This window comes from Streptomyces sp. NPDC041135, from assembly GCF_055592085.1.
This window is the reverse complement of sequence record NZ_JBVIYZ010000033.1, coordinates 17,063-40,826: the sequence shown is the minus strand read 5'-3', so window position 1 is coordinate 40,826 and position 23,764 is coordinate 17,063. Positions and strand designations below refer to the sequence as shown.

30 protein-coding genes are annotated in these 23,764 nt (G+C 68.0%); 2 read left to right on the top strand and 28 right to left on the bottom strand.

Annotated elements, in window-relative coordinates; translation table 11 throughout:
* Positions 1-368: 368 nt before the first annotated feature.
* Entirely contained in the window at positions 369-638 is a 270-nt protein-coding gene (locus tag ACZ6CZ_RS34740) for a helix-turn-helix domain-containing protein (RefSeq protein ID WP_467185667.1), read from the top strand.
* Between the two features lie 571 nt (positions 639-1,209).
* Positions 1,210-1,452 (top strand): winged helix-turn-helix domain-containing protein, encoded by a 243-nt coding sequence (locus ACZ6CZ_RS34735; protein WP_467185668.1) that lies wholly within the window; start codon positions 1,210-1,212, stop codon positions 1,450-1,452.
* A 2-nt stretch (positions 1,453-1,454) separates the two neighbouring features.
* Here the strand turns inward: ACZ6CZ_RS34735 and ACZ6CZ_RS34730 are convergent, their stop codons facing one another.
* The 28 genes from ACZ6CZ_RS34730 to ACZ6CZ_RS34595 all read right to left on the bottom strand — a co-directional run bounded on the left by ACZ6CZ_RS34730 (position 1,455) and on the right by ACZ6CZ_RS34595 (position 23,620).
* Positions 1,455-1,679, bottom strand: coding sequence for a hypothetical protein (locus ACZ6CZ_RS34730; RefSeq protein ID WP_467185669.1), 225 nt, complete (start codon positions 1,677-1,679; stop codon positions 1,455-1,457).
* A gap of 2 nt (positions 1,680-1,681) precedes the next feature.
* Positions 1,682-2,314, bottom strand: a complete 633-nt coding sequence (locus ACZ6CZ_RS34725) for a hypothetical protein (protein ID WP_467185670.1) — start codon at positions 2,312-2,314, stop codon at positions 1,682-1,684.
* Positions 2,314-2,868 carry a hypothetical protein gene (locus ACZ6CZ_RS34720; protein WP_467185671.1) on the bottom strand — a complete coding sequence of 185 codons (555 nt, stop codon included), beginning with the start codon at positions 2,866-2,868 and terminating at the stop codon, positions 2,314-2,316. The genes ACZ6CZ_RS34725 and ACZ6CZ_RS34720 overlap by 1 nt, the downstream gene beginning before the upstream one ends.
* Positions 2,868-3,602, bottom strand: a complete 735-nt coding sequence (locus tag ACZ6CZ_RS34715; protein WP_467185672.1) for a hypothetical protein — start codon at positions 3,600-3,602, stop codon at positions 2,868-2,870. Before ACZ6CZ_RS34715 ends, ACZ6CZ_RS34720 begins: the two co-directional genes overlap by 1 nt.
* Positions 3,599-4,159: a hypothetical protein gene (locus ACZ6CZ_RS34710; RefSeq protein ID WP_467185673.1), complete on the bottom strand. Its 561-nt coding sequence runs from the start codon at positions 4,157-4,159 to the stop codon at positions 3,599-3,601. Before ACZ6CZ_RS34710 ends, ACZ6CZ_RS34715 begins: the two co-directional genes overlap by 4 nt.
* Positions 4,160-4,168: 9 nt before the next feature.
* Positions 4,169-5,251 (bottom strand): DUF5047 domain-containing protein, encoded by a 1,083-nt coding sequence (locus tag ACZ6CZ_RS34705; protein WP_467185674.1) that lies wholly within the window; start codon positions 5,249-5,251, stop codon positions 4,169-4,171.
* Between the two features lie 8 nt (positions 5,252-5,259).
* Positions 5,260-6,078, bottom strand: coding sequence for a hypothetical protein (locus ACZ6CZ_RS34700; RefSeq protein ID WP_467185675.1), 819 nt, complete (start codon positions 6,076-6,078; stop codon positions 5,260-5,262).
* Complete coding sequence (locus ACZ6CZ_RS34695; RefSeq protein ID WP_467185676.1) at positions 6,078-8,858, bottom strand: phage tail protein; 2,781 nt, start codon at positions 8,856-8,858, stop codon at positions 6,078-6,080. The genes ACZ6CZ_RS34700 and ACZ6CZ_RS34695 overlap by 1 nt, the downstream gene beginning before the upstream one ends.
* A 2-nt stretch (positions 8,859-8,860) precedes the next feature.
* Positions 8,861-9,268, bottom strand: coding sequence for a hypothetical protein (locus tag ACZ6CZ_RS34690; RefSeq protein ID WP_469029397.1), 408 nt, complete (start codon positions 9,266-9,268; stop codon positions 8,861-8,863).
* Between the two features lie 103 nt (positions 9,269-9,371).
* Positions 9,372-9,683, bottom strand: coding sequence for a hypothetical protein (locus tag ACZ6CZ_RS34685; protein WP_467185678.1), 312 nt, complete (start codon positions 9,681-9,683; stop codon positions 9,372-9,374).
* A 9-nt stretch (positions 9,684-9,692) separates the two neighbouring features.
* Positions 9,693-10,100, bottom strand: a complete 408-nt coding sequence (locus ACZ6CZ_RS34680; RefSeq protein ID WP_467185679.1) for an HK97 gp10 family phage protein — start codon at positions 10,098-10,100, stop codon at positions 9,693-9,695.
* The gene (locus ACZ6CZ_RS34675; RefSeq protein ID WP_467185680.1) at positions 10,036-10,242 is read right to left on the bottom strand and encodes a hypothetical protein; all 207 of its coding nucleotides are present in this window, start codon (positions 10,240-10,242) and stop codon (positions 10,036-10,038) included. The genes ACZ6CZ_RS34680 and ACZ6CZ_RS34675 overlap by 65 nt, the downstream gene beginning before the upstream one ends.
* Positions 10,242-10,760 (bottom strand): hypothetical protein, encoded by a 519-nt coding sequence (locus ACZ6CZ_RS34670; protein WP_467185681.1) that lies wholly within the window; start codon positions 10,758-10,760, stop codon positions 10,242-10,244. The genes ACZ6CZ_RS34675 and ACZ6CZ_RS34670 overlap by 1 nt, the downstream gene beginning before the upstream one ends.
* A complete protein-coding gene (locus tag ACZ6CZ_RS34665) occupies positions 10,757-11,215 on the bottom strand; it encodes a hypothetical protein (protein WP_467185682.1) in 459 nt (152 codons plus the stop codon). The genes ACZ6CZ_RS34670 and ACZ6CZ_RS34665 overlap by 4 nt, the downstream gene beginning before the upstream one ends.
* Positions 11,216-11,633: 418 nt before the next feature.
* Positions 11,634-12,338 carry a hypothetical protein gene (locus ACZ6CZ_RS34660; protein ID WP_467185683.1) on the bottom strand — a complete coding sequence of 235 codons (705 nt, stop codon included), beginning with the start codon at positions 12,336-12,338 and terminating at the stop codon, positions 11,634-11,636.
* A complete protein-coding gene (locus tag ACZ6CZ_RS34655; RefSeq protein ID WP_467185684.1) occupies positions 12,338-12,556 on the bottom strand; it encodes a hypothetical protein in 219 nt (72 codons plus the stop codon). Before ACZ6CZ_RS34655 ends, ACZ6CZ_RS34660 begins: the two co-directional genes overlap by 1 nt.
* Positions 12,553-13,428 carry a hypothetical protein gene (locus ACZ6CZ_RS34650; protein ID WP_467185685.1) on the bottom strand — a complete coding sequence of 292 codons (876 nt, stop codon included), beginning with the start codon at positions 13,426-13,428 and terminating at the stop codon, positions 12,553-12,555. The genes ACZ6CZ_RS34655 and ACZ6CZ_RS34650 overlap by 4 nt, the downstream gene beginning before the upstream one ends.
* Before the next feature lie 74 nt (positions 13,429-13,502).
* A complete protein-coding gene (locus ACZ6CZ_RS34645; RefSeq protein ID WP_467185686.1) occupies positions 13,503-15,272 on the bottom strand; it encodes a major capsid protein in 1,770 nt (589 codons plus the stop codon).
* A 310-nt stretch (positions 15,273-15,582) separates the two neighbouring features.
* Complete coding sequence (locus tag ACZ6CZ_RS34640) at positions 15,583-16,713, bottom strand: hypothetical protein (protein ID WP_467185687.1); 1,131 nt, start codon at positions 16,711-16,713, stop codon at positions 15,583-15,585.
* A complete protein-coding gene (locus tag ACZ6CZ_RS34635) occupies positions 16,706-16,831 on the bottom strand; it encodes a hypothetical protein (RefSeq protein ID WP_467185688.1) in 126 nt (41 codons plus the stop codon). Before ACZ6CZ_RS34635 ends, ACZ6CZ_RS34640 begins: the two co-directional genes overlap by 8 nt.
* Complete coding sequence (locus ACZ6CZ_RS34630; RefSeq protein ID WP_467185689.1) at positions 16,828-17,622, bottom strand: phage minor head protein; 795 nt, start codon at positions 17,620-17,622, stop codon at positions 16,828-16,830. Before ACZ6CZ_RS34630 ends, ACZ6CZ_RS34635 begins: the two co-directional genes overlap by 4 nt.
* Positions 17,619-19,457, bottom strand: a complete 1,839-nt coding sequence (locus ACZ6CZ_RS34625) for a hypothetical protein (RefSeq protein WP_467185690.1) — start codon at positions 19,455-19,457, stop codon at positions 17,619-17,621. The genes ACZ6CZ_RS34630 and ACZ6CZ_RS34625 overlap by 4 nt, the downstream gene beginning before the upstream one ends.
* Positions 19,457-19,759: a hypothetical protein gene (locus tag ACZ6CZ_RS34620; protein ID WP_467185691.1), complete on the bottom strand. Its 303-nt coding sequence runs from the start codon at positions 19,757-19,759 to the stop codon at positions 19,457-19,459. The genes ACZ6CZ_RS34625 and ACZ6CZ_RS34620 overlap by 1 nt, the downstream gene beginning before the upstream one ends.
* A 10-nt stretch (positions 19,760-19,769) precedes the next feature.
* Complete coding sequence (locus tag ACZ6CZ_RS34615) at positions 19,770-21,218, bottom strand: terminase large subunit domain-containing protein (protein ID WP_467185692.1); 1,449 nt, start codon at positions 21,216-21,218, stop codon at positions 19,770-19,772.
* Positions 21,215-21,694 (bottom strand): hypothetical protein, encoded by a 480-nt coding sequence (locus ACZ6CZ_RS34610; RefSeq protein ID WP_467185693.1) that lies wholly within the window; start codon positions 21,692-21,694, stop codon positions 21,215-21,217. Before ACZ6CZ_RS34610 ends, ACZ6CZ_RS34615 begins: the two co-directional genes overlap by 4 nt.
* Entirely contained in the window at positions 21,691-22,272 is a 582-nt protein-coding gene (locus ACZ6CZ_RS34605; RefSeq protein WP_467185694.1) for a collagen-like protein, read from the bottom strand. The genes ACZ6CZ_RS34610 and ACZ6CZ_RS34605 overlap by 4 nt, the downstream gene beginning before the upstream one ends.
* Positions 22,269-22,526, bottom strand: a complete 258-nt coding sequence (locus ACZ6CZ_RS34600; protein WP_469029383.1) for a hypothetical protein — start codon at positions 22,524-22,526, stop codon at positions 22,269-22,271. The genes ACZ6CZ_RS34605 and ACZ6CZ_RS34600 overlap by 4 nt, the downstream gene beginning before the upstream one ends.
* Positions 22,514-23,620 (bottom strand): peptidoglycan recognition protein family protein, encoded by a 1,107-nt coding sequence (locus ACZ6CZ_RS34595; RefSeq protein WP_467185696.1) that lies wholly within the window; start codon positions 23,618-23,620, stop codon positions 22,514-22,516. Before ACZ6CZ_RS34595 ends, ACZ6CZ_RS34600 begins: the two co-directional genes overlap by 13 nt.
* Positions 23,621-23,764 lie beyond the last annotated feature (144 nt).

The following is a 23,764-nucleotide window of genomic DNA, read 5'->3' as shown; positions in this document are numbered from 1 at the left end:
CGGAAGGATCCCGGAATCCCGGCCCGCTCAGAGCAAGTTGTGGCAGGTCAGCGGTTAGTCCGGAACATCAGAGTTGGATGTTCCAGGCGGAGAGCGTCTGACCTGGTGAGGGGTCTGCAAGGCCTCTGACCTGCACCTGAGCCCGTATCGTGCCGTCTCAAAGTGTCACAAGGCGTCACGTGAAACTGCGGAAAGATTCCGGAATCTGGCCTCTCACCGGAAGGATTCCGGAACGCTCCAGGTGACTTGACCTGCTGGAACATCCGCTCACGTCTTCACAGTGGAAACGCCCTGGGGTACGACTCGACCCGCACACCCGAGAAGCGGCCACTTGGGTACTGACTCGGGATGATCGCTACCTAAACCGTGTGATCGTGCCGACACGAAGAGCCCCTCTGCCTGACTGGGTCATCGACCAGCGCAGGCAGCTGGGAGAGAACATCGCCCGCTACCGCAAGGAAGCGGGCTTATCGCAAGACCAGCTAGCCGACCACATCGGAAAGGAACGCCGCAGCGTCCAGCGCTACGAGCGAGGAGAACGAGATCCCACCTTCTCCGACCTGGTCCTCATCGCCCACGAGCTCCACATTCAGCTCCCCGACCTGCTAGTACCCAAGAAAGCCCCGGCCGGAAGCTAGCCGGCCGGGGCAGCACCCTGCTCGCCCATGGTCCGCCGTGACCACGGGCGAGCAGGAGATCAAGCGCGGCGCAGGCGCCGCTGCAACGGAGACGCCATCCGCTGCTCTTTCGCCTCGGCGCAGTCCGCGGGCGTCACATGCCAGTACAGCGTGGGCCGGGCGCCGGACACCGACTCCGGCGTGTCCTCGAGGGCCTCGCCGACGATGGGATACCCGCAGCGGTGGCATCGCTTCACCGTGTCGTCCCCTCGTGGCAGGGGCAGAAGCAGGACCGGGGCAGCACTTCCACCCCGTCGGCCATTACAGGCCCGGGCGAGCAGTACTGGTGCCCATAGTCGAGCTGGCAGTACCCCGACGTCTTGGCGCCTGTACGGGCCTGCGGCGGCCGGGTAGTGTCGGCCATGACGAGACCTCCCGAGGGTGTCGTCCGTACCCCCGGACCGGTCGCACGGTCGCGGGGGTCTGTCGTGTAGCTCACAGTACACGCGCTGTTATAGGTGTCATAGGGGGGATGGGTGGACTAGGTGGTCTGATGTCGCCTAGACGACGTGGCGGTCCTACCGTCCCCGGCATGGACTGGATGCCGGATATCCCCAGGTGGCGGCAGGTGTACGCGCTCCTGGAGGAGCGGATCGACGACGGAACGTACCCGCCCGGTACCCGTCTGCCGTCGGTGCACGAGATCATCCAGGAGACCGGCATCAGCCGGGTGACCGCGACCCGCGTCCTGAAGGAGCTGCGGGCCGCGGGCTTGGCGTACATGGAACCCGGGATCGGCACGTTCGTGGCCCGGCTGCCCGAGCCTCCGGCCTAGCGTCAGCTGCTGGGCTTGCCGAATCTGGCCCGATCGGGGTCGCCCTGGAACCGCGCGGCCACCCCGTGGAGCAGCGTCAGCGTGGCAGCCGAACCAGCGACCGTGAGGGCCGTGCCCCAGTCGAAGGTGAGCACGTCGAACGGTTCCGCCGCTGCGGCCAGGGCCGCCAGCGTCAGGGCGAACGCGCCGACGACGGTGTACGCGAGGTCGAACAAGTACTTCTTCATGATCAAAACCTGTTCATTCGAAGGAACGTGATGGACCGGCGCCCGAAGGTGGCCGACGCGGCGCCCGAAGAACGGCCGACGACAGCACGCAGGGAAATTCCGTTACCCCCCGAGACGCCTGGATTGGGAATTCGGACGAGAGCAGAAACGTCGATCATTCGAGTGGTGTCGGCCGTGAAGGTGACGTCATGGGTCGTGTCCCGGGCGATGACCCCTCCGGTCCAGTCGACGAGCTCCACGCCCAACATGTCGATACCCGACCCGGACGTCGTGCTCTGCAGCTGTACCTGCGCCATGACCTGGTAGATGCCGAAGCGGTTGGCATGCAGCAACGTCGTGTTCACGCCGGTTACCGGCTGGAACGCCGGCTCGCTGGGGGTGAGAGTGATGTCCAGTGGATGGCGGATCAGCGTGTTGAAGTCCGTGAGCTGCCACGTGAGCAAGCCGCTCGTGGCCGTTCCTGGCACGACGTTGCTGATGGTGCCCACGAATTGAGCCATGGCCCTGGGGCCGGCAATCCCATCGACGAACTTGACGTCGGTGTCTACGGCTGTGGCGAAGCGTTCGATGTCCCCGGGAATGTCGGTCGGGTCACCGGCGGCCGGATAGGGGTAGCCGCGGGGAGTACTCGGCATTAGTTGCTCACCTTCGTGGCCGTGAAGGATCCGGATACGGCATTGATGGAGCCGCCCGAGTTCTGCCGGACAAAAACCGTGAGGTTGTCGGGCACTGACGTGGTGCGGTGCAGCACGGTCCACGACAGGTTGGTGTTCTTGTCGTTGTCGAGGGCCTTGCTCACTCCGACGGGATTCGGGGATGCGCCAGCCGAAGACGTGAGAATGACAGCTACGCTGCCGGCCGCCGCTGGGGCCATGTTCACGTGTCCGGACAGAAGGTAGGTTCCTGCCGTCTGGAGCTGGATACGGGTGTTGTCGACGGCCAGGTTGGCCATGTTGTTGGTGTCGAAGTCCTCTGTTCCCCAGGTGATCGTCGTGTTCGTGTTGTTGGCTACGGCCTGTGAAACCGACTTGGACAGCCGCACACTGGGCTCTTCGAAGGCGGAAACAATTCCCGTCGCAACCGCCGTGACGTCCGTGTCCACGTTCGTGGCCAGCGTCTGAAGCTGAGCCGGGAAGTTGTTGGCTGCGGCGTATGTCGGATACGTGTAGCCCCGGGCTGTGGTCCCCATTAGCTTCTCCTTGCGACAACGGCGTCCCAGCGAATGACCTGGGAGTCCTGGGTGGTGGAGCGCAGCGCAACCCGCATGAAGCCTGTTACGGGCGCCGTGACAGTTCCCCCGAGCGTTGTGTACGGGGGCGCCTGCACGATGTCCGTGGCGGTCGAGACGACCGTGTCGGGCGACGACGTCGTCGGGTAGAGGTTCGTGTCGTTGGCGAACCACAAGGCGACCACGGCCGCGTCCGCGCCCTGCACGTCACCCGGCTGATAGTCGCCACCCGCGAAGGCGGACAAGGCGAACTGATCGCCGGTCGTGACCTGGATCGGGTTCGAGTAGAGGTACGACGTCGTGCCCACCGCCACGCCAGAGACCCGTGCCACCTGGTCGCCATCCGGAGCCCCTGCGGTCGTCTCCGTGGTGATGACGGCCGTGCTACTGGTGTTGGCCTGGAACCAGCCCGTAGGGAACGTGCCCGGAGCCGAGTTCTCGAACGACGGGTTGGTGATCAGGTTGTCGCCGACGCCGGCCAGCACGCCGAGGACGAGCCAGGACGCGTCAGTACGCAGGACCGCGACAAGGGCTCCGACAGTCAGCGTCGTGCCCTTCAGGTAGGCGGCGGTGAAGGTCGATCCGCCGACCGACACGACCGCCTGATTGGTCGTGAACGACGACACGGTCCCGGTGCGTACCTGGGACCACGGTCCGCCCTTGGCGGCGGCCAGGATGTTCGTCATGTTGGTCATGAGGCCAGCACCTTCAGCGCCCACAGGAACTCGCGATGGGTCCAGCTCGTGCCGGCCGCAGCGTTGTGGGTGACCTCCATGCCCAGCACCTGGCCAGCCGTCAGCTGGAGCAGGACAGTTCCGTACGGATGCTGGCCGGTGGTGTTGTAGACGCCAGCCTGATCGGTCCACGACGAGACGGCCATCCCGTCCACGGTGAACCGCAGGCGGGTGTTCATGGCGGTAGCAGACGTGGTGGTGGCATATCCGCCGATCAGCCACCAGGCTGCCTCGTTCACCACAATGTTGAAGGACCCGTTGACCAGGCCTCCCTGGTCGAACTGCGTGGAGTTGAACACGGCCGTGACGAGAACGTCCGTGGCGGCGACATCGGCGGTCTGCGATACGCGGGCGTGCTGCGGGGCGATGAGCTGTGTCTGGGCCCTGGCGGCAATGTCACCGACTGTGTCGTCGATAGCCCAGGCCAGCGTCCCCAGCTGTCCGATAAGCGCGGCGTCCTCCGCCAGCGGCGGATCGCACTCCGGATAGGGCCAGCCGTAATTCAGCGTCGTGTCCATGTCGTCCCCTTACTGCGCCGGGATCCCGGCACGGCACTGCACCTGCATCACTGTCTGGTTGTCCAGCGGGTACGTCACCTGATCCACGATCTGCGTGGCCGTCCGCCCCCGGTAGCCCAAGCTCACCGTGTCTCCCGGCTCGAGCGTCATGTCGGGAACCATCTCCACGGTCCACTGCTCCCGAAGCGCCCCCGAGGCCTGCAACTGCGTCTGCGCCATCGTCTGCGCCTGCGTCACCGTCAGCGGCGTCTGCACCTTGATGACCTGCGACACCCGCCCGTACCGGCCGCCGAAGAACAGCGGATCCGTAGGAGAAGTGACACGGGCTGGCATCCTGACCGGGTCGGTGCCGTCCTGCCTCTCCGAGACCACGACCACCGAGTTGTAGGCGCCGGCACGGGAGCGGGCGATCGTGGCCGAGGTGACCACTCCTTGGGGCCCGTCGGCGTAGGTGGCGGCCACGGTTCCTTCGGTGTAGCTGAAGTCCCGGACAACGAAGGTGCCGTCGCCCAGCGCGTACCAGCGGCCACCGACCGACTGGGCCAGGTCGTCAAGGGCCTGCCCGCGGTCGTCGTCCCACGTCAGCACCGGCGTCGGGGTATCGGTTACCGTGTCGGTGCCGAATTCTGCCTGGGGCAGGGCCTCGAGGATCAGGCTGCGTAGCTCGGCCAGAGTTGTGGCGGACGACGTCGTCCGTGGCTGCTCGAACCCGAAACCGATCACGTCCTGCGCCAGGTCGTAGCAGGAGAAGGACACGGACCCTTCCGGGTTACGCCTGACCGTGTCGACCCGGCCCGTGAACACTGGGAACAGCTCGGTCAGGCCGTTGCCGTAGTCGATCCCGGCCCGGATGTGCACCACAGCGAACTCCGGGGACAACGCGTCGTCGGCAGTAGCGGGGTACCAGGAATCGTCCAGGGTGAAGGACGCCGACCGGGTCACGCGCTGCGTCAGCGAAGCCTGTACCTCACCGTCGAAGGGCACCAGTCCGGAGGCGCGCACGACGCCGTCGATGTCGGTGACGTCAACGGTAAACGCCCGCTTGTGGGGGCCCCGGAGGATCTGCCGGTACAGCGGTGTGGCGGTGAGCATGCGACTCCTTACGGGCACACAGTGGTGCCGGCTGCGACTTCTGCCCAGGTGTCGCCAGTGGCAGTGAGGGCGGCGTAGGTGGGGAAGGCCTCGGCAACAGCGCACCACGTAGCGCAGGCGGCGCCTTGCTGCATGCCGGTCGGCCGGTCCACCAGGGTGTAGGGAATGGTCCAAATCCGGTGCGGAAGCCGTTGGTCGACGCTCTCGGAGAGGTAGTCGTCGGCCACGTCGCCGGGCTGGATGAACGCGTCCGCATGGCCGTACTCGGCCGGCGCCCGCAGGTAGAGCGGCCCGCCGGCAGTGAGCAGTTCGTACATCCTTTGGGCCGCGTCGAGTGTCTTGGTCAGTACGGTGGCGGAACCGTCGAGGTTCTTGCGACGGGCCCAAACGTCAGCTGGTGTCTCCGAGTCGAGCCGGTCGAAGAGCCCAACGTCAGCTCTGCGGGTGCGGCCTCCGAAGCGGGACCACACGAACTCGATTCCGCCGGGTGCGCAGGCCTGCGTGGTGAGCTGTTCGGCCGTGTCGCAGAACCCGAACTCGATGTCTGCCCAAGGCCGCAGAGGATCCGACAGGACGACGTTCCCTGAGGACGCCAGGGAGAAGGGTCCGAGGATGGTCGCGAAAACGGAGCCGTCGGTGTCCTGGATGCGGTACCAGACAGAGGTGTCGAACGGTGCCGTGTTGTCGTAGAAGAAGCCGTCTCCGTCGACCAGCGTGGTAGTCCCCACCGTGGTCCACGGGCCGGTAGCCGAAAGGCCGCGCTGCACGAAGACCTGATCGGCCCCGAAGACAGCGAAGTTGATGGGCACGAGAATGTGGGTGGCCATCAGATGCGTACCCCCTGGGCAAGAGTTCGGTCACGCTGGTCGACCAAGGACTTGAACTGATCGTTCACGATCTGCTTGATCAACTGGTTACCGATGTAGACGTTGAGTACCGAAGTGCCCTTACCGGTGAAGGTCGGCATGGCGTCTCGGGCGACGCTGGAGAATCCCCTGCTGGGGTTGAATGTTTTCTCCACGATTTTGGCCATGGCTTCGGAGGTTTCGGCCAGTACCTTCCTTTTGTCCAGCATGCCTGCGACCAGGCCCTCAACCACGTTTTTGCCCAGCTCGCGCGTTACGCGGGACGGGGAATGGATGTCGAGCGCGCTGGAGATGGTGGACGAGATCGAATCCGCAATGCTCTGGGCGGTGCTGATGAGGCCGCCCAGCTGGGAGAGAAGGCCCCCGGTGAGTCCGTTGATGATGTCGACGCCGATCGAGAACATGCGGCCCGGCAGATCGGCCAGCGCCTGAGCTGCCTGATCCCGCAGATCCCGGAAGTTCTGCACCACCTCGTCCACCTTGCGCTGGACGGCCATAACGAACTGGACCTCCAGGTTCTGCACGAACTGCTGGATCGACGCCATGGCGTTGACCATGGCCTGATTGATCTGGTTCCGCAGCTCCAGGAACGCTGCTACCGCAGCATCCTTGAAGCCCTGCGTGATGGCCTGCGACTTGATGACTGCGGACTGGTAGTCCCCGTTGAAGAGGTCCGTTACGACCTGAAGGGCTGGCACGACAAACTCGGTCAGCACGGTGGCGACACCCTTCAGTGCCGTCTCCGCCAGGAAAAGCAGAACGTCAATGAGAGGCTGAATCGGCGGCAGGAGCTTGTCGACGATAGCGATCGACGTGTCGATGAACGCCTGAAGGACGGGAGCGGCAGCCTCCAGTACCTGGCCGAGCGCCTCCCCGAGCTGAATGAGGGTCGGCTGCAACTCCAACAGGATCTCGGTCAACTTGGGGAAAACGGCCTGGTAGAGCGAGACGAAGGGGGTCATGAACGCTGTCACGATCGGGCCGAGGCTCTCCAGGATCGGCTTCAGGACAGCACCGATGGTGTCGGCCAGTACCTGCACGAAAGGCGCGACCGCCTCGAAGGCGGTGCCGAGGGCATCAAAGAGCGGGATCAGGATCGGCAGGATCGCCGAGATCAACGTCCCGAGAAGGTCGATCAGCGGGGTGAAGACCGGGACGAGCTTCCCGATGGCCGTGGCGAGCGATTCAAGGACCGGCCCGAGAGCAGTGATGACCTTGCTCAGTGCGCCGCCGAGCGACTGGACGAGCAGCTGAACCGGCTTAGCCAGTGCCTCCAGGATCGGCCCGAGCGCTTGAAGAGCCTGTGACAGCAGCGGCAGTACCGTGGCCGTAACGACCCGGGCCGTGTCCGACAGGGCGCGCAGGCCCTGCTGGAAGCCCTTCGTGGCGGTGACGTCCTCAAACGCCTGGGAGACCTGCTCCAGGATGTCGAACAGGCCCTGCCCGTTCTGCTCAATCCCGTTGATGATGTTCCGGAAGCCGGCTCCGAAGTTCCCCAGAGACCGTCCCAGCTGGCCTATCGTTGCGACCGCCTGGTCGATGGCCTTCTCCAGCTCCCCCGACTTGAAGGCGCGCTCGAGCTTGTTCTGGATGTTCAGCGACACCTTGTCGACGGCGGTCGCGATGCGGTTCAGCGCCGGCGACGAGGCGGCAGCGAGGAAGCTGAACGACTTCACGGCACGGGCGGGCACCTTCTCCAGGGTCTCCAGGGCCGTGTTCGCGCCCGTGAGCGCCTGCCCGAGGACCCCTTCCTTGCCCATCTGTACAGCAGCCGCAGCGGCGCCCCGCGCCATGGCATTCAGCGAGTCCGCGCTGCGGTTCAGCGCCGGCGTGATGACCGGACCAAGCGTGTCCCCAAGCGACTTCAGGTCCGTGCTGAGCCCCGCGAACACCCTGTTCTGGACCTCCTGCTGGATGTCCTGGAGCTGGCCGCGCATGGATACGAGCTGCTGGACGAACTTCTGCGCCTCCGGGGCAAGCCCCTCGATCTCCTTGGCCAGATCCTCCGGCTTGACCTTCGGGTCGAACGCGTCCTGGATGGCGTCCGAGACGCCGACCATCGCCAGCTTGAGCGTGTTCGTGGCCAGCTGGATCGTCAGGATCCCGGACGTGGCGACAGCTGCGGCAGGGCCGACCTGCTCCACGGCGGCGGCCACGGCGGCGAGCGCGTTGACGGCCTGGCCACCGGCCACCGTGATACCTGCCAGAGCTGTACCGAACATTCCGAGCGCCCGGCCGCCCCGAAGGTTCAGGTTCCGCGTCGAGCCCTCGAGCCCGTCGATCTGCTCTCGGAAGTGCCTGATTCGCTCCTCGTCCAGCTCCACCTGTAGCTGGATCTCCTGGCTCCGCTCGACGTCCTGCACGATGAACTGCACATCGCGCGTGATGTCTCGGAGGGAATCGGCAAGGTCCAGGTTCGCCGAGAGCGACAGGGGATCGACGCCAGCGTTCACGTCGCGGACGACGACGTCGACGTCCTCGCGCAAGTTGGTGAGCGACTGCCGCAGGTCGAGTGCCGCATCGACGTCGATCGTCGGGTCCGTGCGGTCGACAGCAGCGATCGCCTGGTCGAGCTGGGCCGTCATCGTGTCGACTGCCTGAGCCACGCCCAGCGACGCCTGGACGTCGATCTCGTCGGCACCCGCCTCCAGGGCGTCGATGATGTGCGTCAGCTGCCGTTCGAGATCCGGAAGCGCCCCTGCGGCGTTGACGACGAGGTCGACCTCAGCCTGATTGGCCATCGCTACCTTCCACTCCATCCGGCCAGGGCCTGCTCTACGGCCTCGGGGTCATCGCCTCCGCTGTCACCCCAGGCGTCCTCGTAGCCCTTGGGCGGTAGGGAGAGCTGGAAGTCAAAGCGGAGGCGTTCCTTCTCGTCGGCGTTCCGCGTGTACAGGGCATAGGTGGCGGCGCACCACTCGTAGGCAGATCGCTGCCACGGGTCGACGCCGGCCAGGGTGAGGTGGCCGAGGGCGTCGGGCTGGGTGGACATGAGGAGGAGGCGTTGGCCTTCCCACCAGCGGCGTCCGGTCACGGCCTCCAGCACGTTATGCGCGGCAGCGACAACGTTGTCAGGTGTCACGGTGCCGTCGACGAGCATCCGGCCGATGGCGGACCGGTCCTCCTCCGACAGGAGGCGAATCACGTCCATCTCCGCGTGCACGGTGGTCCATTCCGCAGCAGGACGCCATGCCAACTCGAAGCCCTGGCCTCCGATCACTATCGGAACCGGCCCTCGCGCAAGAGGAGACAGATCACTCCGCATCTGCGGCGGCTACCTGCTTTCCGGTCACGAGCTTCACGAGATCGCCCACCGCTCCCATCAGGTGCTCGACGGTCACCTCGCCGTTGACGAACCGCTTCATGATCTGGGCCCACGTCACCGGTCCGGCCGCCGAGGCCAGCCACTTCGTGACCGCCTCCATGGTGAGGAGACCGCCGGCGTTCATGTGGTTGACCAGGACCATGCGCTCCAGGAGCTCGGGGTCGGGCTCGCCGAACTCGTACTCTTTGTCGGCGATCGTCAGCTTGTAAGTGGTGTTCTCGATCGTCTTGTCGTCGTCCATAGCAACAGCCTATCGCTGGGTGATGCTGTATCCACGTGCGCGCGCGACATCAGCGAGAGCGCGGTCGAGGAACGGGTGGGCACGCGTGCCCGGGTGGTGCACGACTTTGGCGTACACGGTCCGGCCGCCGACCTTGAACTTCAGGGCCTTCGCTCGACGTGGCCGGATCACGTGCGGCCGAGTGCCGTCGTTGACCATCGGGGCGTACTCGACATCGGAGCCGACCGTCCACCGCTGCCGGAGGCCCAGGATCGACCGGCGCTCCACCCGGATCGACGCCCGGAGTCGGCCCGTGTCCACGGGGGCCAGCACCTTCGCCCGCGCCACGACTTGCCGGGCAGCGATCTCGCCCTCACTCCGACTCGTCGCCCGGAACGTCCGGTTCAGCGCTGCCCGGTCGAGCCTGAGTCTCGCCACCCGCAATCACCTCCATCAGCCCCAGCTCAATCCAGCCCAGCACCGGGCCTTCCAGGGGGCCTTCGTGCTCCTCGCCCTGGCGGAACCCATCGAAGCTGGTCCGCACCCGCAGACGGGCCGTAGGGGTCTTCTTCGTGGCCATCAGCAGCACGCCTCCATCTGGATGTTCACGGTCATGCGGCCACCGATGCAGTTCGCATCCGGGCCGACGGGTTCGTACGCGCCGACCACTACGGTGCCGATCCGCAGGCTGTCGGTGGGATCGTTGAAGGCGCAGCAGACGGCCTTCTCCATGGCGCCTTGGTCGGCGTCCAGCTTCAGTGCGGCCTCGTCCCACTGGGCGGCGGTGATGATCTGGTCAGCGGCCGGAGTGGGAATGCATCGGTACACGCCGAGCTCGAGCGTCAGGATCCGCTCGGCGGAGAAGCAGCCGGACTGTACGAGCGGGTCGCGAAGGTCGCGGGCGCCTGAGATGTTGGCGATCCGGACGTAGCCGAGGCCGGCGCAGCATTCGTCGCCCATCGTGGAGGCGAGGGGGATGACCTGCTCGCCCGCGCGCAGCATCACCCGATCCGAGGAGACAGGCCACGGATGCGGCGCCTGCAAAGCGTTCTCCAGGCAGCCGAGGAGGATCTGCGCGAGCTCGAGCGCCTTCGTCATGAGAACCGTCCCCTGTACGTGTCCACTGAAGCCACGCGCGATCGCTGGGCGCGGCGCGCGGGGTTTACGGACCTGATCCACAGGTCCACGTTCGGCAGTCCCGTCAGGCCGTCCTCGGCGACCGTGGTCGGGTCGACGACCTCAATGTCCACGCCGTTACGGGACAGGGACGCCATCTGCTGCGGCAGCGCACAGTCGGCACCCGTGCAGGCCTTAGCGATCTCGCATGCGTACTCGCCCGCCGCGATCTGCCCAGCCAGCGGGAGCGGCCGACCGGGCTGGTAGACGATCGTGAACGCCCCTACCTCGTCCGGCCCCAGGGACATGTCCTGGCACTGCGGCCAGCACTCCCCGTCGATGCGGACCAGCCGCGGAATGCCGCGCCAGGAGTCGAGCCGGTACGCCGTCGGGTCCAGCTCGGCGCCGTCGACAGTGACCGAAGCGACTGAAGCCACGGATGTCGGGAACGGAACCTCGCACGCCGCGGCACAGGAGCAGCCGCCCGAGCAACCGCAGTTCCGCCACACGCCAGCGTCCACGTACGGCAGCATCCACGGGCCGCCGCCAGCGGACACCCCGGGGGTTCCAACGGGCCACGACATGTAGCCCGGACCGGACCCGCACTTCGGGCCGCACGGCCGGTAGTTCACAGGGCACTGGGCGAACTGGCGGCCTGTGAGCGCGTAGAGGATCGACGTGGCGAACGTCGTCGCACGCGTGCGGACTTCCTCCGGGTAGGTGTCCCAGTCGGGGCAGCAGGTTGTGTCGATGGGCCACTCGCAGGGGCCCGGGGTGTAAAGGGCAGTAGTCATCCTCGGTCCCTACGGAGAGTGGGTTCCTGGCCGGGAGCCGTCGGCCAGGAACCCGGCTCGGTTACGGAACGGGAAGCACCGTCGCGCCACACACGGCCGTCGGCAGCGGCGCCGACGTCGTGATCGACCGCAGCACCTCCGTGTCCCCGATCGGCGTCGTCAGCGCCGTCAGAGTCGCCGGCGTCACCGCGTCCCGGAGGACGTCGTCGTACGGGCCGACACCCCAGGACCCACCCGTCACAGCCCGCGCCGTCCACGTGGCGGTGATGCCGTCGTTCTGCGCCGGCAGCCACTCGCCCCACTGGGCGTCCCGGACCCAGGGAAGCAGCCAGTACTGGTACTTCGTGTTCCCGGCCGGGTCACAGGACTGGCCAGCGATCCCAGACCAGATCTCCAGGCCGAAGTTCGCGCTGCCCGTGACGTCGGTGTCGATGGACCAGCCGACCATGTTCGGGGTGGCGGCGTTGTCGAGGACGAGCGGGTCGCCGGTGATCAGGTTGATCATCGTCGGATCCCACGTGCACACGTTCAGCGAGATGTCGATCCAACGGAGCGACACGGCCGACCGGTCAGAGATGCACTCGTCGCCGTTGGCGTTGAGGATCGAGATCTCCTGCGCGTCGGCATAGTTCGGGGTGAAAGTTCCCGTCACGAGCGCCTCGGCAGTCAGGGTCGAGTTCGCCCCGTTCACCACCGCCCCACACTCGTTCAGCTTCGTGATGCGCACCCTCTTGCCGCGCGACAGCCGAACACACTCGACAGCCATTACTCGTCACCCTCTTCCTTCTTCGCGCGGCGCCGCGGCTTCGGGCGCGTGCTCTCGTTGTAGCGATCGGCCAGGTACGGCGGAACGAGGAACTCGCTGCCGTTCCCGTCAGTGCGGACGTCCGCGGGGCTGTCCGCCAGCGCGAGTAGCGCCACCGCTGTCGCCTCCACTTCACCGGCAGCCGGTACGACGACTGCCCAGTCCTTCATCCTGCTCATGCCGGCACCGCCAAAGTTGCGGCCGTCGCGGGAGCCGCGATCGGCACCTGTACGGCGAACACCTCGGGGCATGCCCACGCTGCGGCGTAGACGCGCTCCGAGACCACGTCCCACTGATTGAGGGTGCGGTCCATGGCGCGCCGCGGGTCGGGCTGAGGGATCTGGTCGTCAGTGGACCGCCACACGGTCGTGTACGCGGTCATGAACGCCCACACGAAGCCCGCTGCGGGCGCAACGTCGGCAGGGCCGTTGATGCCGTACCCGTCGCCCAGGGAGACCGCAGAGCCCTTGCGCGTGCGCAGGACACCGGCCTCCGGGTTGAGGAACCCCGCGTACTCCAGGGCGCCTTCTGCCTGCGTGTTGACGTGGATGGTGCCGACGTACCCCGTCATCTGGTAGAACGCGTTCTCCAGGGCGGAGATCGCGGCCCCAGCACCGGGCGCCAGGGGAGTGACGATCGTTGTTCCGGCGTTGTTGACCAGGTTGAGGACGTCCGGCTGAGTGGCAATCCCGTTCCACAGCACGTCTTCGACGCGACGCTGCTCAGCAGCCGTCAAGCGACCTTGAGCAGCGGACCTGATCTCCTCGGCGGTCCGGCCGACCGTGCCGCAGCGCAGCCGAGTCTCCAGCCAGTAAGGGTCCGTGCCCATGAGCTCGGTGCCCTCGTTCGGCGTCTTGACCGGAGAGTCGACGCCACACTCCTGGTTGTACAGCTCGGTGAACTCGCCGCAGTGATCGGCGTAGAACTGCAAGCCGTTGCCCAGCATCCGGTCGGACATGGGCACGACCGCAGCTGCGCTGAACAGGCCGTAGCGGACGCGCTGCGTGGGCGGCGGCGCAATCAGCTCACGGTTGGGCTGAAGTACTGCCATGGTCCCTCCTTCCTTGCTCCTGGGGGCGCCCCCGCCACAGGGACGACGAGCGGGGGCGCCGGATCAGGGGAGGGTTACGGGGTGTCGTCGGTGCAGTTGATCGCCGCGGCGCCCGTCAGACCGCCGACGCAGCCGGTGACCGTGTAGAGGCGCTGGCCGGGGCACGGGTAGATGGGCGCGAAGCCCTCCTCCGCGAACAGGCTCGTGAACTCGTTCTGCGCGAGCGACGCCGCGTCGTAGACGTTGGTCAGGGTGACCACGTCCTGACGGGCCACCGCGACCGATCCGGCCGGCCACGCGAGGAAGCTGACGCTGGACGGCAGGGCGGTCATGAACGGGGTGGCCGCGTCGCCACCGGGGTACGTGGCGTTGAGGGCGCCGCCGGTGATGAGGCCGTCCTGCCAGCCGCGGACGAACTGGATGCGCACGCCGCGGACCGAGAACATCGAGGCGATCTCGGAGTCGGAGACCTGGAGCAGGTTCACGCCGTTGCGGCGGGAGAGGTCGGCCCGGATCTGCGGGAGGACCCAGTGCGGCAGGGCGATCTCCACGGTGGCGTTCCACGCCATGTGGAAGCGGTAGCGGATGTCCTCGGCCGCAAGCTCGGCGGCGGCCAGGAGGGAGGACGTGAAGCTGTCGCCATCCGGGTCGGGGCTGGCGAACGTGGTGGCCGCACCGGCGCGGGTGAGGAGGTCGGCGATGATGAGCCGGTTCATCTCCGCCTCGTGGGCGGCGAGGAGGCCGTCCTGCCAGGCGTTGACGACCTCGGGGAAGCCCGCGGCCTGGAGGAAGCTGACGCGGATGCAGAGCGCCATGACGTCCAGGCGCCGGTTCTCGAACGTCGGGCAGGGGATCTCCGAGCAGGTCTTCGCGGTGTCGGCGATGACCTGCGCCTCGGTGAGGAAGTTCGAGCCGCCGCCGGCCGCGACTGCGTTCGCGTAGATGTCGGGGAAGATCGGCTCGTCGGTGTAGTTGATGCCACCGCGGGTGACCGTGACGGTCGGCAGGTCGAGGGTGCCGACGCCAGCGGACCAGTTCCGGCAGAGGTCGTAGTCGTTCTGGGACGGGGCGCACCAGCCGGCGGCGGCCGTCAGGGACGAGGCGCCGGTGTCGATGGAGTGCTGCCAGGCCTTGGCGAGGGAGCCGCCGTAGAGGCGCTTCTCGTCGCGGGCGTGGCGGAGGATGCCCATGGTCTCGTTGCCGTCGAGGGTGTCGATGACGAGTGCGTCGTCTCGCTTGCGGCGGAACTGGGCGATGGCCTGCCGGGTTCCGGGCGCGCCCTTGGACCCGAACGACTGGGCGTTCTGGATGAGGGCGTTGGAGATCTCGGTGACGCCGCTGAACGCGTCGCCGGCGTTCTTGCGGACGAAGCCGGCGGCGGAGGGGAGGACGTGGGCGGTGATGGTGGTGCCGTTGTCCTTGGGCGCCGGGACCTGGGGGAGGGTGGTCTGGGCAGCCATCTGGGAGACGGACGGAACCGCAGCGGTAACGGCGGCCTGAACTGCCTCTGTCACGTTGATGTCGCTGCCGATTTCGACCTTGATCTCCGGCGTGGTCTGGGGGATGACCTGTGCCGGGATGGTGAGCTCGGGCGCGGCGGCGAACGCGTCGCGGGCGGCCTGCGTGGCCTCGGCGCGGGTCTTGCGCTCGGCGATCGCGGCGGACAGCTCCTGGAGCTGCGTGGCAAGGCCGGAGAGCTCGGTCGGGTCGGCGTCCGTCTGGGCGGACAGTTCGGCTCCGGCGGTGCGGACGCGCCCGTACTCGGCGAGCAGCTGCTCGTCGGTAGCGTCGGCGATGTTGAAGGTGACCGGCTCGGGGGTCTCGGGGGTCTGCTCGTCTGCCATGACGGTGGTCTCCTTCCGGTCGGCAGAACGACATGTGTCTCTCGTCTGCGTCGACCGGCCCACCGCCAGCGTCGAAGCTAGGTGCAGGGTACCGCGAACCGGGCGCCTTGTAATAGGCGCCCGGCCTGCGGCGTGTTACTTCGCGCGGGGGATCGCCTTGTACGTGATGGTCTGCGTGGCCTTAGCCCGGATCTGTCGGACGCGAACGAGGCCACCGTCCTCGTGCTTGACGACCTCGGTGGTGCCGTCCTTGTAAGTCAGCTGATAGTCGATGAGGGTCCTACTGCCTCCGCAGCCGCACTTGCCCATGTCAGTCCTCCGTCGTCGCTGCGGCCCAGGCCCACCGGGCACGAGCCTGTTCTGTCTCGTTAACCTGCATGTTTCCCGGCGCCGGGAAGGCCCCCTGCTGGGGCGTGATGCCGAACGAGCCGATCAGGGCCCGCTGCGCACCCGCCGCGAAGTGCACCCGCGCACGCGGTACCGGGAAGCCAGGCGTGTTCACCGAGCAGACGCCGATCAGCTCCAACGCCCCGCCCACACGCCGCCAGTCACCAGAGACGGGTGACGACCGGAACACGTCCAGCGCCTCAGCCGTGGCCCCGGGGAGCAGCCAGCCGGCCACCCAGATGCCGTGTTCGTCCTCGCCTGCGACGACGCGGGCAACGGCGGCGGACGGGTCGTCGTAGTGCTCCTGCGCGGCGCGGAACGCGAGCTGCGCGTCAGCGTGCCGGGGCCCGGCGACGAGCGTTCCGACGGGCAGGACGGCGCCGTCGCTGGTGCGCTGCTCGGCAACGTGGAAGTACGTGTACCCGGTTGGCGAGCTCGGCGGGGTGACGCATCCGGGCAGGCCGACGTGGCAGGTGTCCCACCCTGCGATGTGCCCGAAGACGCGGCCCGTGTCGGTGACCGTGAGGGGCGTCAGGCGGTCGACGTCGGGGCGCTGGAACCAGTCGGCCGGGGGGAGCTGCTCGGGTCCGGCAGAGGCCCACAGGGCGTCCTCGTAGACGGCCTCCGGCGCATCCACCGGTTCGGCAGGGAGCGGGTCGAGGGTGAGGGACACGTCAGCGAATGCCGGGATGCTGACCAGCGTCGCGCCCGCGATCCTCCAGCGGGTGATGACGAGCTGCTCGTTCTCACCCATCACGTACTCGATGTCATCGAGGTCGACGGACGGGCCGACGACACCGGCCTCCAGCTGCTCCGTGACCGAGTAGGGGATGTCCTCCAGCATGCTGCCGGTGGCGGTGACCATGCCGTCCGCGATCCGCAGCGTCTCGATCCGGCCCACGATCCGGCTGCCGCCGTGGCCGTCGTCCGAGAGTTCCTGCCACATGAGCGGGAGCGGCAGGTCGCGGGACGAGCCGCCTACCGGGTCGATGATGCGGCCGTCGCCGGTGGGCACACCCAGCCGGGCCAGCACCGCACTCCACGTCCTAGCCATCAGAGTCCTCCTCCAATTCGGGGAACGCGAGGGACAGCGTCACCTCGGCGGGCCCGGTCTCCTCCACCACGACGGGGATGAAGCCGCCGTCCATCTCGAACCAGTTCTCGTGGGTCATGGTTCCTGCCTGTCTGTCCAGTCGATCTCTTCGCCGAGTACTACCGGGATCATTGAGCACCGGCAGTTGATGACCTCCCCGGCCGGGCCAGTCGGGTCGCCGGGGTAGAGCAGCTGCGCGCCCCCGACCCGGAACGGCTCAGACAGCAGCGTGCGTTGCTTGTCCGCCTCCCGGTGCGTGTCCCGCGTGCGCGGGTCCGCCGTGGCGATCCACTGCTTGAACGGCGCCGGATCTCCCCGCTGCTCCGCCTCCAGCTGCGCGGACCGAAACACCCCGGCGTTCACGGCCGCGAGCGTCTCCGTCCGCGCCACCGTCACCGCCCGGTTCGGCCACCGCTCCGACCCCGTCGCCGTCAGCACCGCCGACACCCGAGCCACGATGTCCGGGATCGACTCCTGCTCCCGAATCCCGCGCTCCAGCTCGGCGACGATCAGGCCGTACACCTCGTCTGGCAGCCTGACCAAGCGGTTGCCGGCCTCGTTCAGGTACGTCGACACCCACGTGTCCGCCGCCGGCACCCCAGGTCGGCGCACCCGCCGTGCCGCCTGCTGCAGGATCCCGGACACAACCGGCATGACCTCGACGTCGACCTGCTCCGTCCAGAACCCCTGATGGTCCGACACGCGGGCGGGGTCGACGGTGTCGCCTCGGACCACGGCAGGCCGAACGCGGTCGAGCCAGCGCGTCAAGGAGCGGAACCAGGTGCGGGCAACCCGCTGCTCGCCCTCGCGGATAAACGCCTCCGCGCGGAGCCTCTGCGGCAGCCCGTCATCGGACGGCAGCGTGGTCACGGAAGGATCCTCCGGAGCTGGAACCGCAGCTCACCTCGGTTGTGCGGCTTTCCTGTGGCAAGCAGGTGGTGCACGTACTCTCGCAGCATGGCGCCGAACCGCTGGCCGTCCATCCTCCATGCGTCCGCAACCTGATCGGCAAACTGGAACGAGTCCTTCATCAGGTCATCGGGACCCTGAGGACGAGAGTGGATCACGGTGTGCAGCTCGTGCTTCGGCGTCGAGACGAACTGACCCCGGTTCTCCCGCGTGAGCAGGCGCCCGCCCGCGCGCGACAGGGCATCGAACACGAGCAGCTCAGCCGCCGCCGTCAGACCGTCCGGTACCGCCTCCGGCTCCGGCTCGGCGTCCTGCGTCGCGGGGAGCGCCCGCTGCTGCCCCTGCGGCGGTTCCGGCGCCTCTTCGGCCGCCGCGGCCTGCGCGGCAGCCAGCTGCGGCATCCCCAACGCCTCTGCGATACCCGGCTCGGACAGGATCGCGGGCGACGAGCTCGTGTACTTCTCCAGCAGTCGGCGTTCCCGCTCCGCCTCATCCGGCATGGCGTCGAGAGGGATCCCGTTCTCCGTCAGCATGTACTCGTCGGAGATCAGGACCCGGTCGTACAAGTCCCGCAGGTTCTCGGTATCGTCGGGGCGCGCCACGATGTTCGTGGTGTCCCAGCCGATTTCGTAGCGGGCCGCCTGCTCCTCGCTCATGCCCATCGCGACAAGCGCGGGCCGGTACCACTGCTCAGTCAGGGCGTCCCCGAGTTCGCGGAGCAGGGGCTCGATGAAGATCTTGTAAGTGCTTTCCTCGACCTGCCACGCCGACCAGTGGTTCGACTCGTCCTGGGACCCAGCAGCCACCGACTTGGGCATGTCGAGAGTCGCGGCCAGCCGGTCAAGAGCCTTGTCGCGGAGGTCGTCCAGACCCTGCACGAACTCGGTAGTCGGCGACACGAATGCGACCGCACCGCCGCTCGCGATCATGTCAGTGGGTGCGTTCAGGCCGAGCGGCACGATCGCCGCAGGCGTCCCGGGCTGCTGCACGGAAGCTTCTGCGGCAGCCAGCACTTCCTCCATGAGGGCCATGGCGCTGGTCTCGTGGTCGCCTCGGGGGAAGTCGAGTTCGTCGGCGAGCAGCATGATCGGAGCCAGAGCGATCCGGGAGTTGAGCTGGGCGGCGATGGTCTGGGAGCAGCGCTCGATCTCGTGACAGATCGGCAGCGCGGGACGGATAGCAGAGTCGGCCTGGATGAAGTCAGCCGGGTGCGGAGCCCAAATACGAAACAAGCGGCTGCGGGCGTCGAGGGGAACGTCGGTGCCCAGCTTCGGATCCCGGTACTCCCAGGACGCGTTCGCCCCAGTGCCCTTCGTCTTCACCTGAGACGGCGGCAGCACGATCCACTCATCCGGCGCCCCCTTCCCGCGGGGGCGGACAATGACCCACGCTTCACCGGGGACCTGCCAGCAGAGAGCGAGGACACGCAAGAGTGTCGCCCGCTTCGCTGCTCCGCCGAGAACCTGCGCCGCAGCCTTCACAGCAGTGGGATCCTCGGAAGGGCCGGTGGGCTTTCCGGTAGCCGGATCCAGCTCAGTCGCGTGGATGTCCGCCTGCGACACAGCGTTCGCAATCCACACGAGCGGCGCCCGGAGTTCGCCGATGACGTCGTAGTAGTACCAGCCCTGCCGCTGCCAGTCCGAGTTGGCGGCCTGCTTGCGCGCCCGGTCCGCGATCTTCACGCCGGGGCCGGCCATGGGCATGGCGGCAGCGGTGATGCTGCGCGGGGTGACGGAGGTGTCCGGCTGCTCAGGGAGCAGCGGCCCGTCCTTGGTGCGCCTGCGGAAGATCGCCATCAGCCCTCGCCCTCCCTGGACGCCAGGTAGCCGGTCACGTACGAGAAGGCGAGCGCAAGCGCCGGCGCCCACGCCCACGGCCACCATCCCGCCCACGCCCCGCCAACGGCCGCGAGCGTGCCCGTGTAGACCGAGACGCACCAGTCGCAGACGACGAGGTAGGCGAGCAGGTGGTCGTCGGGCAGGGCGCGCAGGACGGCTCGCCGCGGGGCGTCGAAGATGCGGTCGCGGGTGATGAGTCGGGTGACGCGGGCGGTGGCCAACGCCATCACCAGCACTGCGAGAAGCGGATACGTTTCCATTTCGATCCCATCATGCCCTTCGAGCGGCCTGTCGTGCCTTCAGTGCCGGGTGCTGTCCTGCGGCGCGCCCCTGACGGCGGGCCGCAACGTGCGGGTTGACGAGCTCCGTGCGAGTGCCGCGGTCCCGCTTCATCTGGTAGGTGATCGCGTGAACTTCGGCGTCGACCCGGTCGGGGGAGTTGGGGGACTCCTCGGGGATCCACGTGGTCAGCTGGTCCTCCAGCTCGGGCAGGGAGCCGACGTGGTGGACGCGGCCCTGCTCGTACAGCATCGCCACCGGCTGTGCCCGCAGCTTCTTCCCCTTCGAGGCGTTGACCCGGCGGATCGGCGGCGGCGTCGTCTCGCCAGGGTGCAGGTCCCGCCACACGCGGCGCAGGACTTCCTCCAGCCAGTCCTTGGGACCGTTGTCCTCGACGACGATGTAGGAGGCGCCGTGCTCCTCCAGCAGCGCGTACGCCGCCCGCGCGGCCTGGTCGGGGGTCCTTTTCGCGGAGGCGTCGGCGAGGACGTAGTGGTGCTGGTCCACGCCCCAGCCCGTGACGACGAGGCCGGTCTCGTCACCTGCGCCAGTACCTGCGGGGTCCATGCCGACGGCCATGGAGATCAGCTCCGGCACGTCGGCCGGCGTCACCCGCGCCCGGTCGATGAGCGCGCGGGCCACGAGAGCGCCCGGAAGATCTTCGAGGACTTCGGCGTCGAGCTCCTGCCGCCCCAACGTGGTGCCCTCATATTTGGCAATGACGGCACGTCGGAAAGTTTCGGCGAGGTTGTCGAGGTTGTCGTATGTCGAGCCGCGGACCACAGCCGTGCGCGGGTCCTTCAGCAGCTGCTTGATCAGTGGCAGGGGCCGCGGGGTGGTCGTGATGCAGATGCGGGGGTGGTCGCCGAGGCGCATGCCCATCTGCGCCATGTCCCACGCGTACTGGAGGTAACGCCAGGCGGCGAGCTCGTCGAACCAGCCGTAGTGATGCTGCGGACCTCTCAACCTGTCCGGCTCGTCGGCGGAGTAGCAGACCTGGATGGCCCCGTTGGGGTAGACGAGGCGCCGCTTGGACGGCTGGTAGTCGGGGCGGAACGTCGCCGGGGCGGACGCGAGGATGCCGGACTCGCCCTCGACGAGGATGTCCCGGGTGTCCGCTGCGGTCGGACCGATGAGCGCCCCACGCTCGAGGTGGCGGGCCTGCTCGATGACCCACTCGGCGCCGGTGCGGGTCTTGCCCCAGCCGCGACCGGCGAGCGCAAGCCACACATCCCACTCGTCCCCGACCGGCGGGCGCTGCGCGGCACGGGAGTGCCGGCCCGGACGCCCGGGGTGGGGCTGCCCGTCGCAGTCGGGGATGTCACACAGCCAGGGGACCTTGCCAGCTTCCCGGTCGAGGACAAGCTTCTCCAGCCCCTCGGCGAGCTGCTCCAGCTCGGCGGGGGTAAGGGAGGCGAGTTCGGCCGGGGTGAGGATCACGTGCCGATGGCCTTCTCGACGCGGTTGAGCAGCTGCTGCACGTGATCGCGGACGGCGGACGTCTTGGGGTCGTCCTTCAGCCGGAACGCGTGCTCTTCCAGGCGGACCATGGCGGCGAGGGCCTGGGACCAGCGGACAGTCGGATCGTCACGGTCACGGATGAACCCGTCGAGCTGGTCGGACAGGTGCCCGCGCAACTTGTCCGCGAGGCTCAGATTGTCGTCGCGAGCGGACGCCATCTGCGACGCGAGGCCGTCTGTGGCGGCGGAGGCGAGGTGCTGGTCGTAGGCGGTCGACCGGGCGGTCCAGTCATGCCGCTTGGACAAGTCGTATGCCGAGTCCGCGCTGATGCCCGCGGCTGCGGCTGCGGCCACGACAGTACGGCGGGGGCCGAGACGCAAGAACTCCTGGAAAGCAGCGTAGGCCTGGCCGCGCTCGCCCTCGCGGCGCACCCACGGGTACAACTCGTCAGTCACGGCTGCTCCTCCTTCTTGCACCCGAAGTAGGTGGTCCCCTGGTAGTCGAACGTGGTGCCGACGTAGCCGATGGGGCAGGCGTCGGCGGGTTCGCCCTTGTCGCCCTGAGGGCCGACTGGACCGGGGGGGCCGGTGGGCCCTGGGGGCCCTGATGGGCCGGCAGGACCCGAAGGTCCGGAGGGTCCGACGGGCCCAGTGGGGCCGGGGGCGCCGTCACGTCCGTTGGTGCCGTCAGCGCCGTCCTTTCCGGGCTGGCCCGACGGTCCGGGGGATCCGCTGGGGCCCGGCTTCCCGGCAGCGCCGTCGGCGCCGTCTTTCCCGGGCGCGCCTGTGGGGCCGGGGGGACCTGAGGGTCCGACGTCCCCGTCCTGCCCGGCCGCGCCGGTCTCACCGCGGGGGCCGACCACTGGGGTCCCGCCCAGCTCGCGGACCTGCTGCGCCAGGGCCGCCCGGTCGGACTCCAGCCGGTCCACGCGGTCGGACACGCCCCGCGCGTACGCCAGGCCTGCGCCCATGGCCATGGCCAGCGCGAGCACGCAGCCCAGCCACGTCAGGTTCTTCCGCACGGTGCGCTTCACGGCCGCACCCCCAACGCCACAGCAGCCAGGAGGACAAGGAGCGGCAGAGCAAAGGCGCTCACGACGAGCCGCACCCAGGTCTGGCGGCTCTCCTCCAGGGCCGTCACGCGCCGTTCCAGCGCTTTCTCCCTCACTTCGTACATCTCTTTCGTGAGGTAGCTGGTCTGGGCGTCGCGTATGGCGCGTACGTCGGACTGGACGTCGCGGAGCAGCTCGCCGAGTGTCGGCTCATCCACTGCGCCTACAGCGGCCACGAGAGGGTCATGGCGCGGGCGAAGCTGAGGGTGATGTCATGGTCGGCCTGGTTGGTGACCTGGATCGACACCCGGTTCCCCGCAGCGGGCTTACCCACGACGGGAACTACCCGCTTCACGAGCTGGCTGCCGTCGCCGCGGCCGTCGACCTGCGCCGCGTCGCCGATGACCGGGCTGCCGCCCGTCGGGGTCTCGAGGACGCGGACGTCGACGTACTCGCCGGCCTGGAGGCCGAGGAGTTCGAGGGTGATGCGGCCGAGGTAGGCGGAGTCCTGGAGGAAGGTGTAGCCACCGGTCCCGTGGTCGGCGGGTTCGTCGGCGTATTCGCCGGTGAAGGAGATCTGGTAGGGGCTGCCGGGGATGAGGATGACGTCTTCGCTGCGGGTGAGGTGTGTGACGGCGGGTGTGGTCACCTGGGTGTCCTTGGGGGGCGTCGGGGCGGGGGTGTTGGGGTTCCAGTTGGCGGCGTGGGCGAGGCGTGCGGCGATGCGGGTGCGGAGGCCAGGCATGCTGACAACGTTGTCAGGACCGTTGGGATCGTTCTTCCAATCCGACCACTCGCGGTGCCCAATCGTGGACTTCTCCGACCACTTGTGCGCCCGCATGAGCGCGGCGGACACGCGGACCATCGCCTCGACCTGCACGGCGGGCCAGGGGTCCTTGCCGTCGCCCTGGTTTTCACACTCCCAGCCGTAGAAGTGCGCGTTGCCGTCCACGGCCCCGCTGCTGCCCTGGTGCTGGTGCGGTTCTGGCGGGCGGGTCGTGTACCGCTCGTCCTTCACGGCCTGGAGGACGTTCGGGTCGCCGCCGCCGGCGTGGTTGGCGCGGCCGTTGCCGACGAGGTGGACGGTGCCGTCGCGGCGGATGACGCCGTGGCAGAGGGGGCCGGGCAGGTCGCCGGTGCCGCTGAAGCACATGGGGACGGCGCTCATGGTCTTGGGGGTGACGGTGTGGTGGAGCATGCTGCCGTGGATGGGGCCCCAGGCGCCCTTGTGGTTCCGGTTGTTGGTGCGCCAGCCGGGGACCTCGATGACCTTCACCCCCTCGGCGCGGAGGGCGGCTATGAGTTGGTCGGCGGTAAGTGGCGTCGCCATGGTCGACCCCTTTCATCGGCTGACCCCAGGATATGCAGAAGGACCCCAGTCCGGGGGGTGACTGGGGTCCTTACGCGCCGACCCTCTCGCCCATCAGGTCGCCTCATCCGTCTTCGAGTATGCACCCAAGTGCGGGCAGTCGGG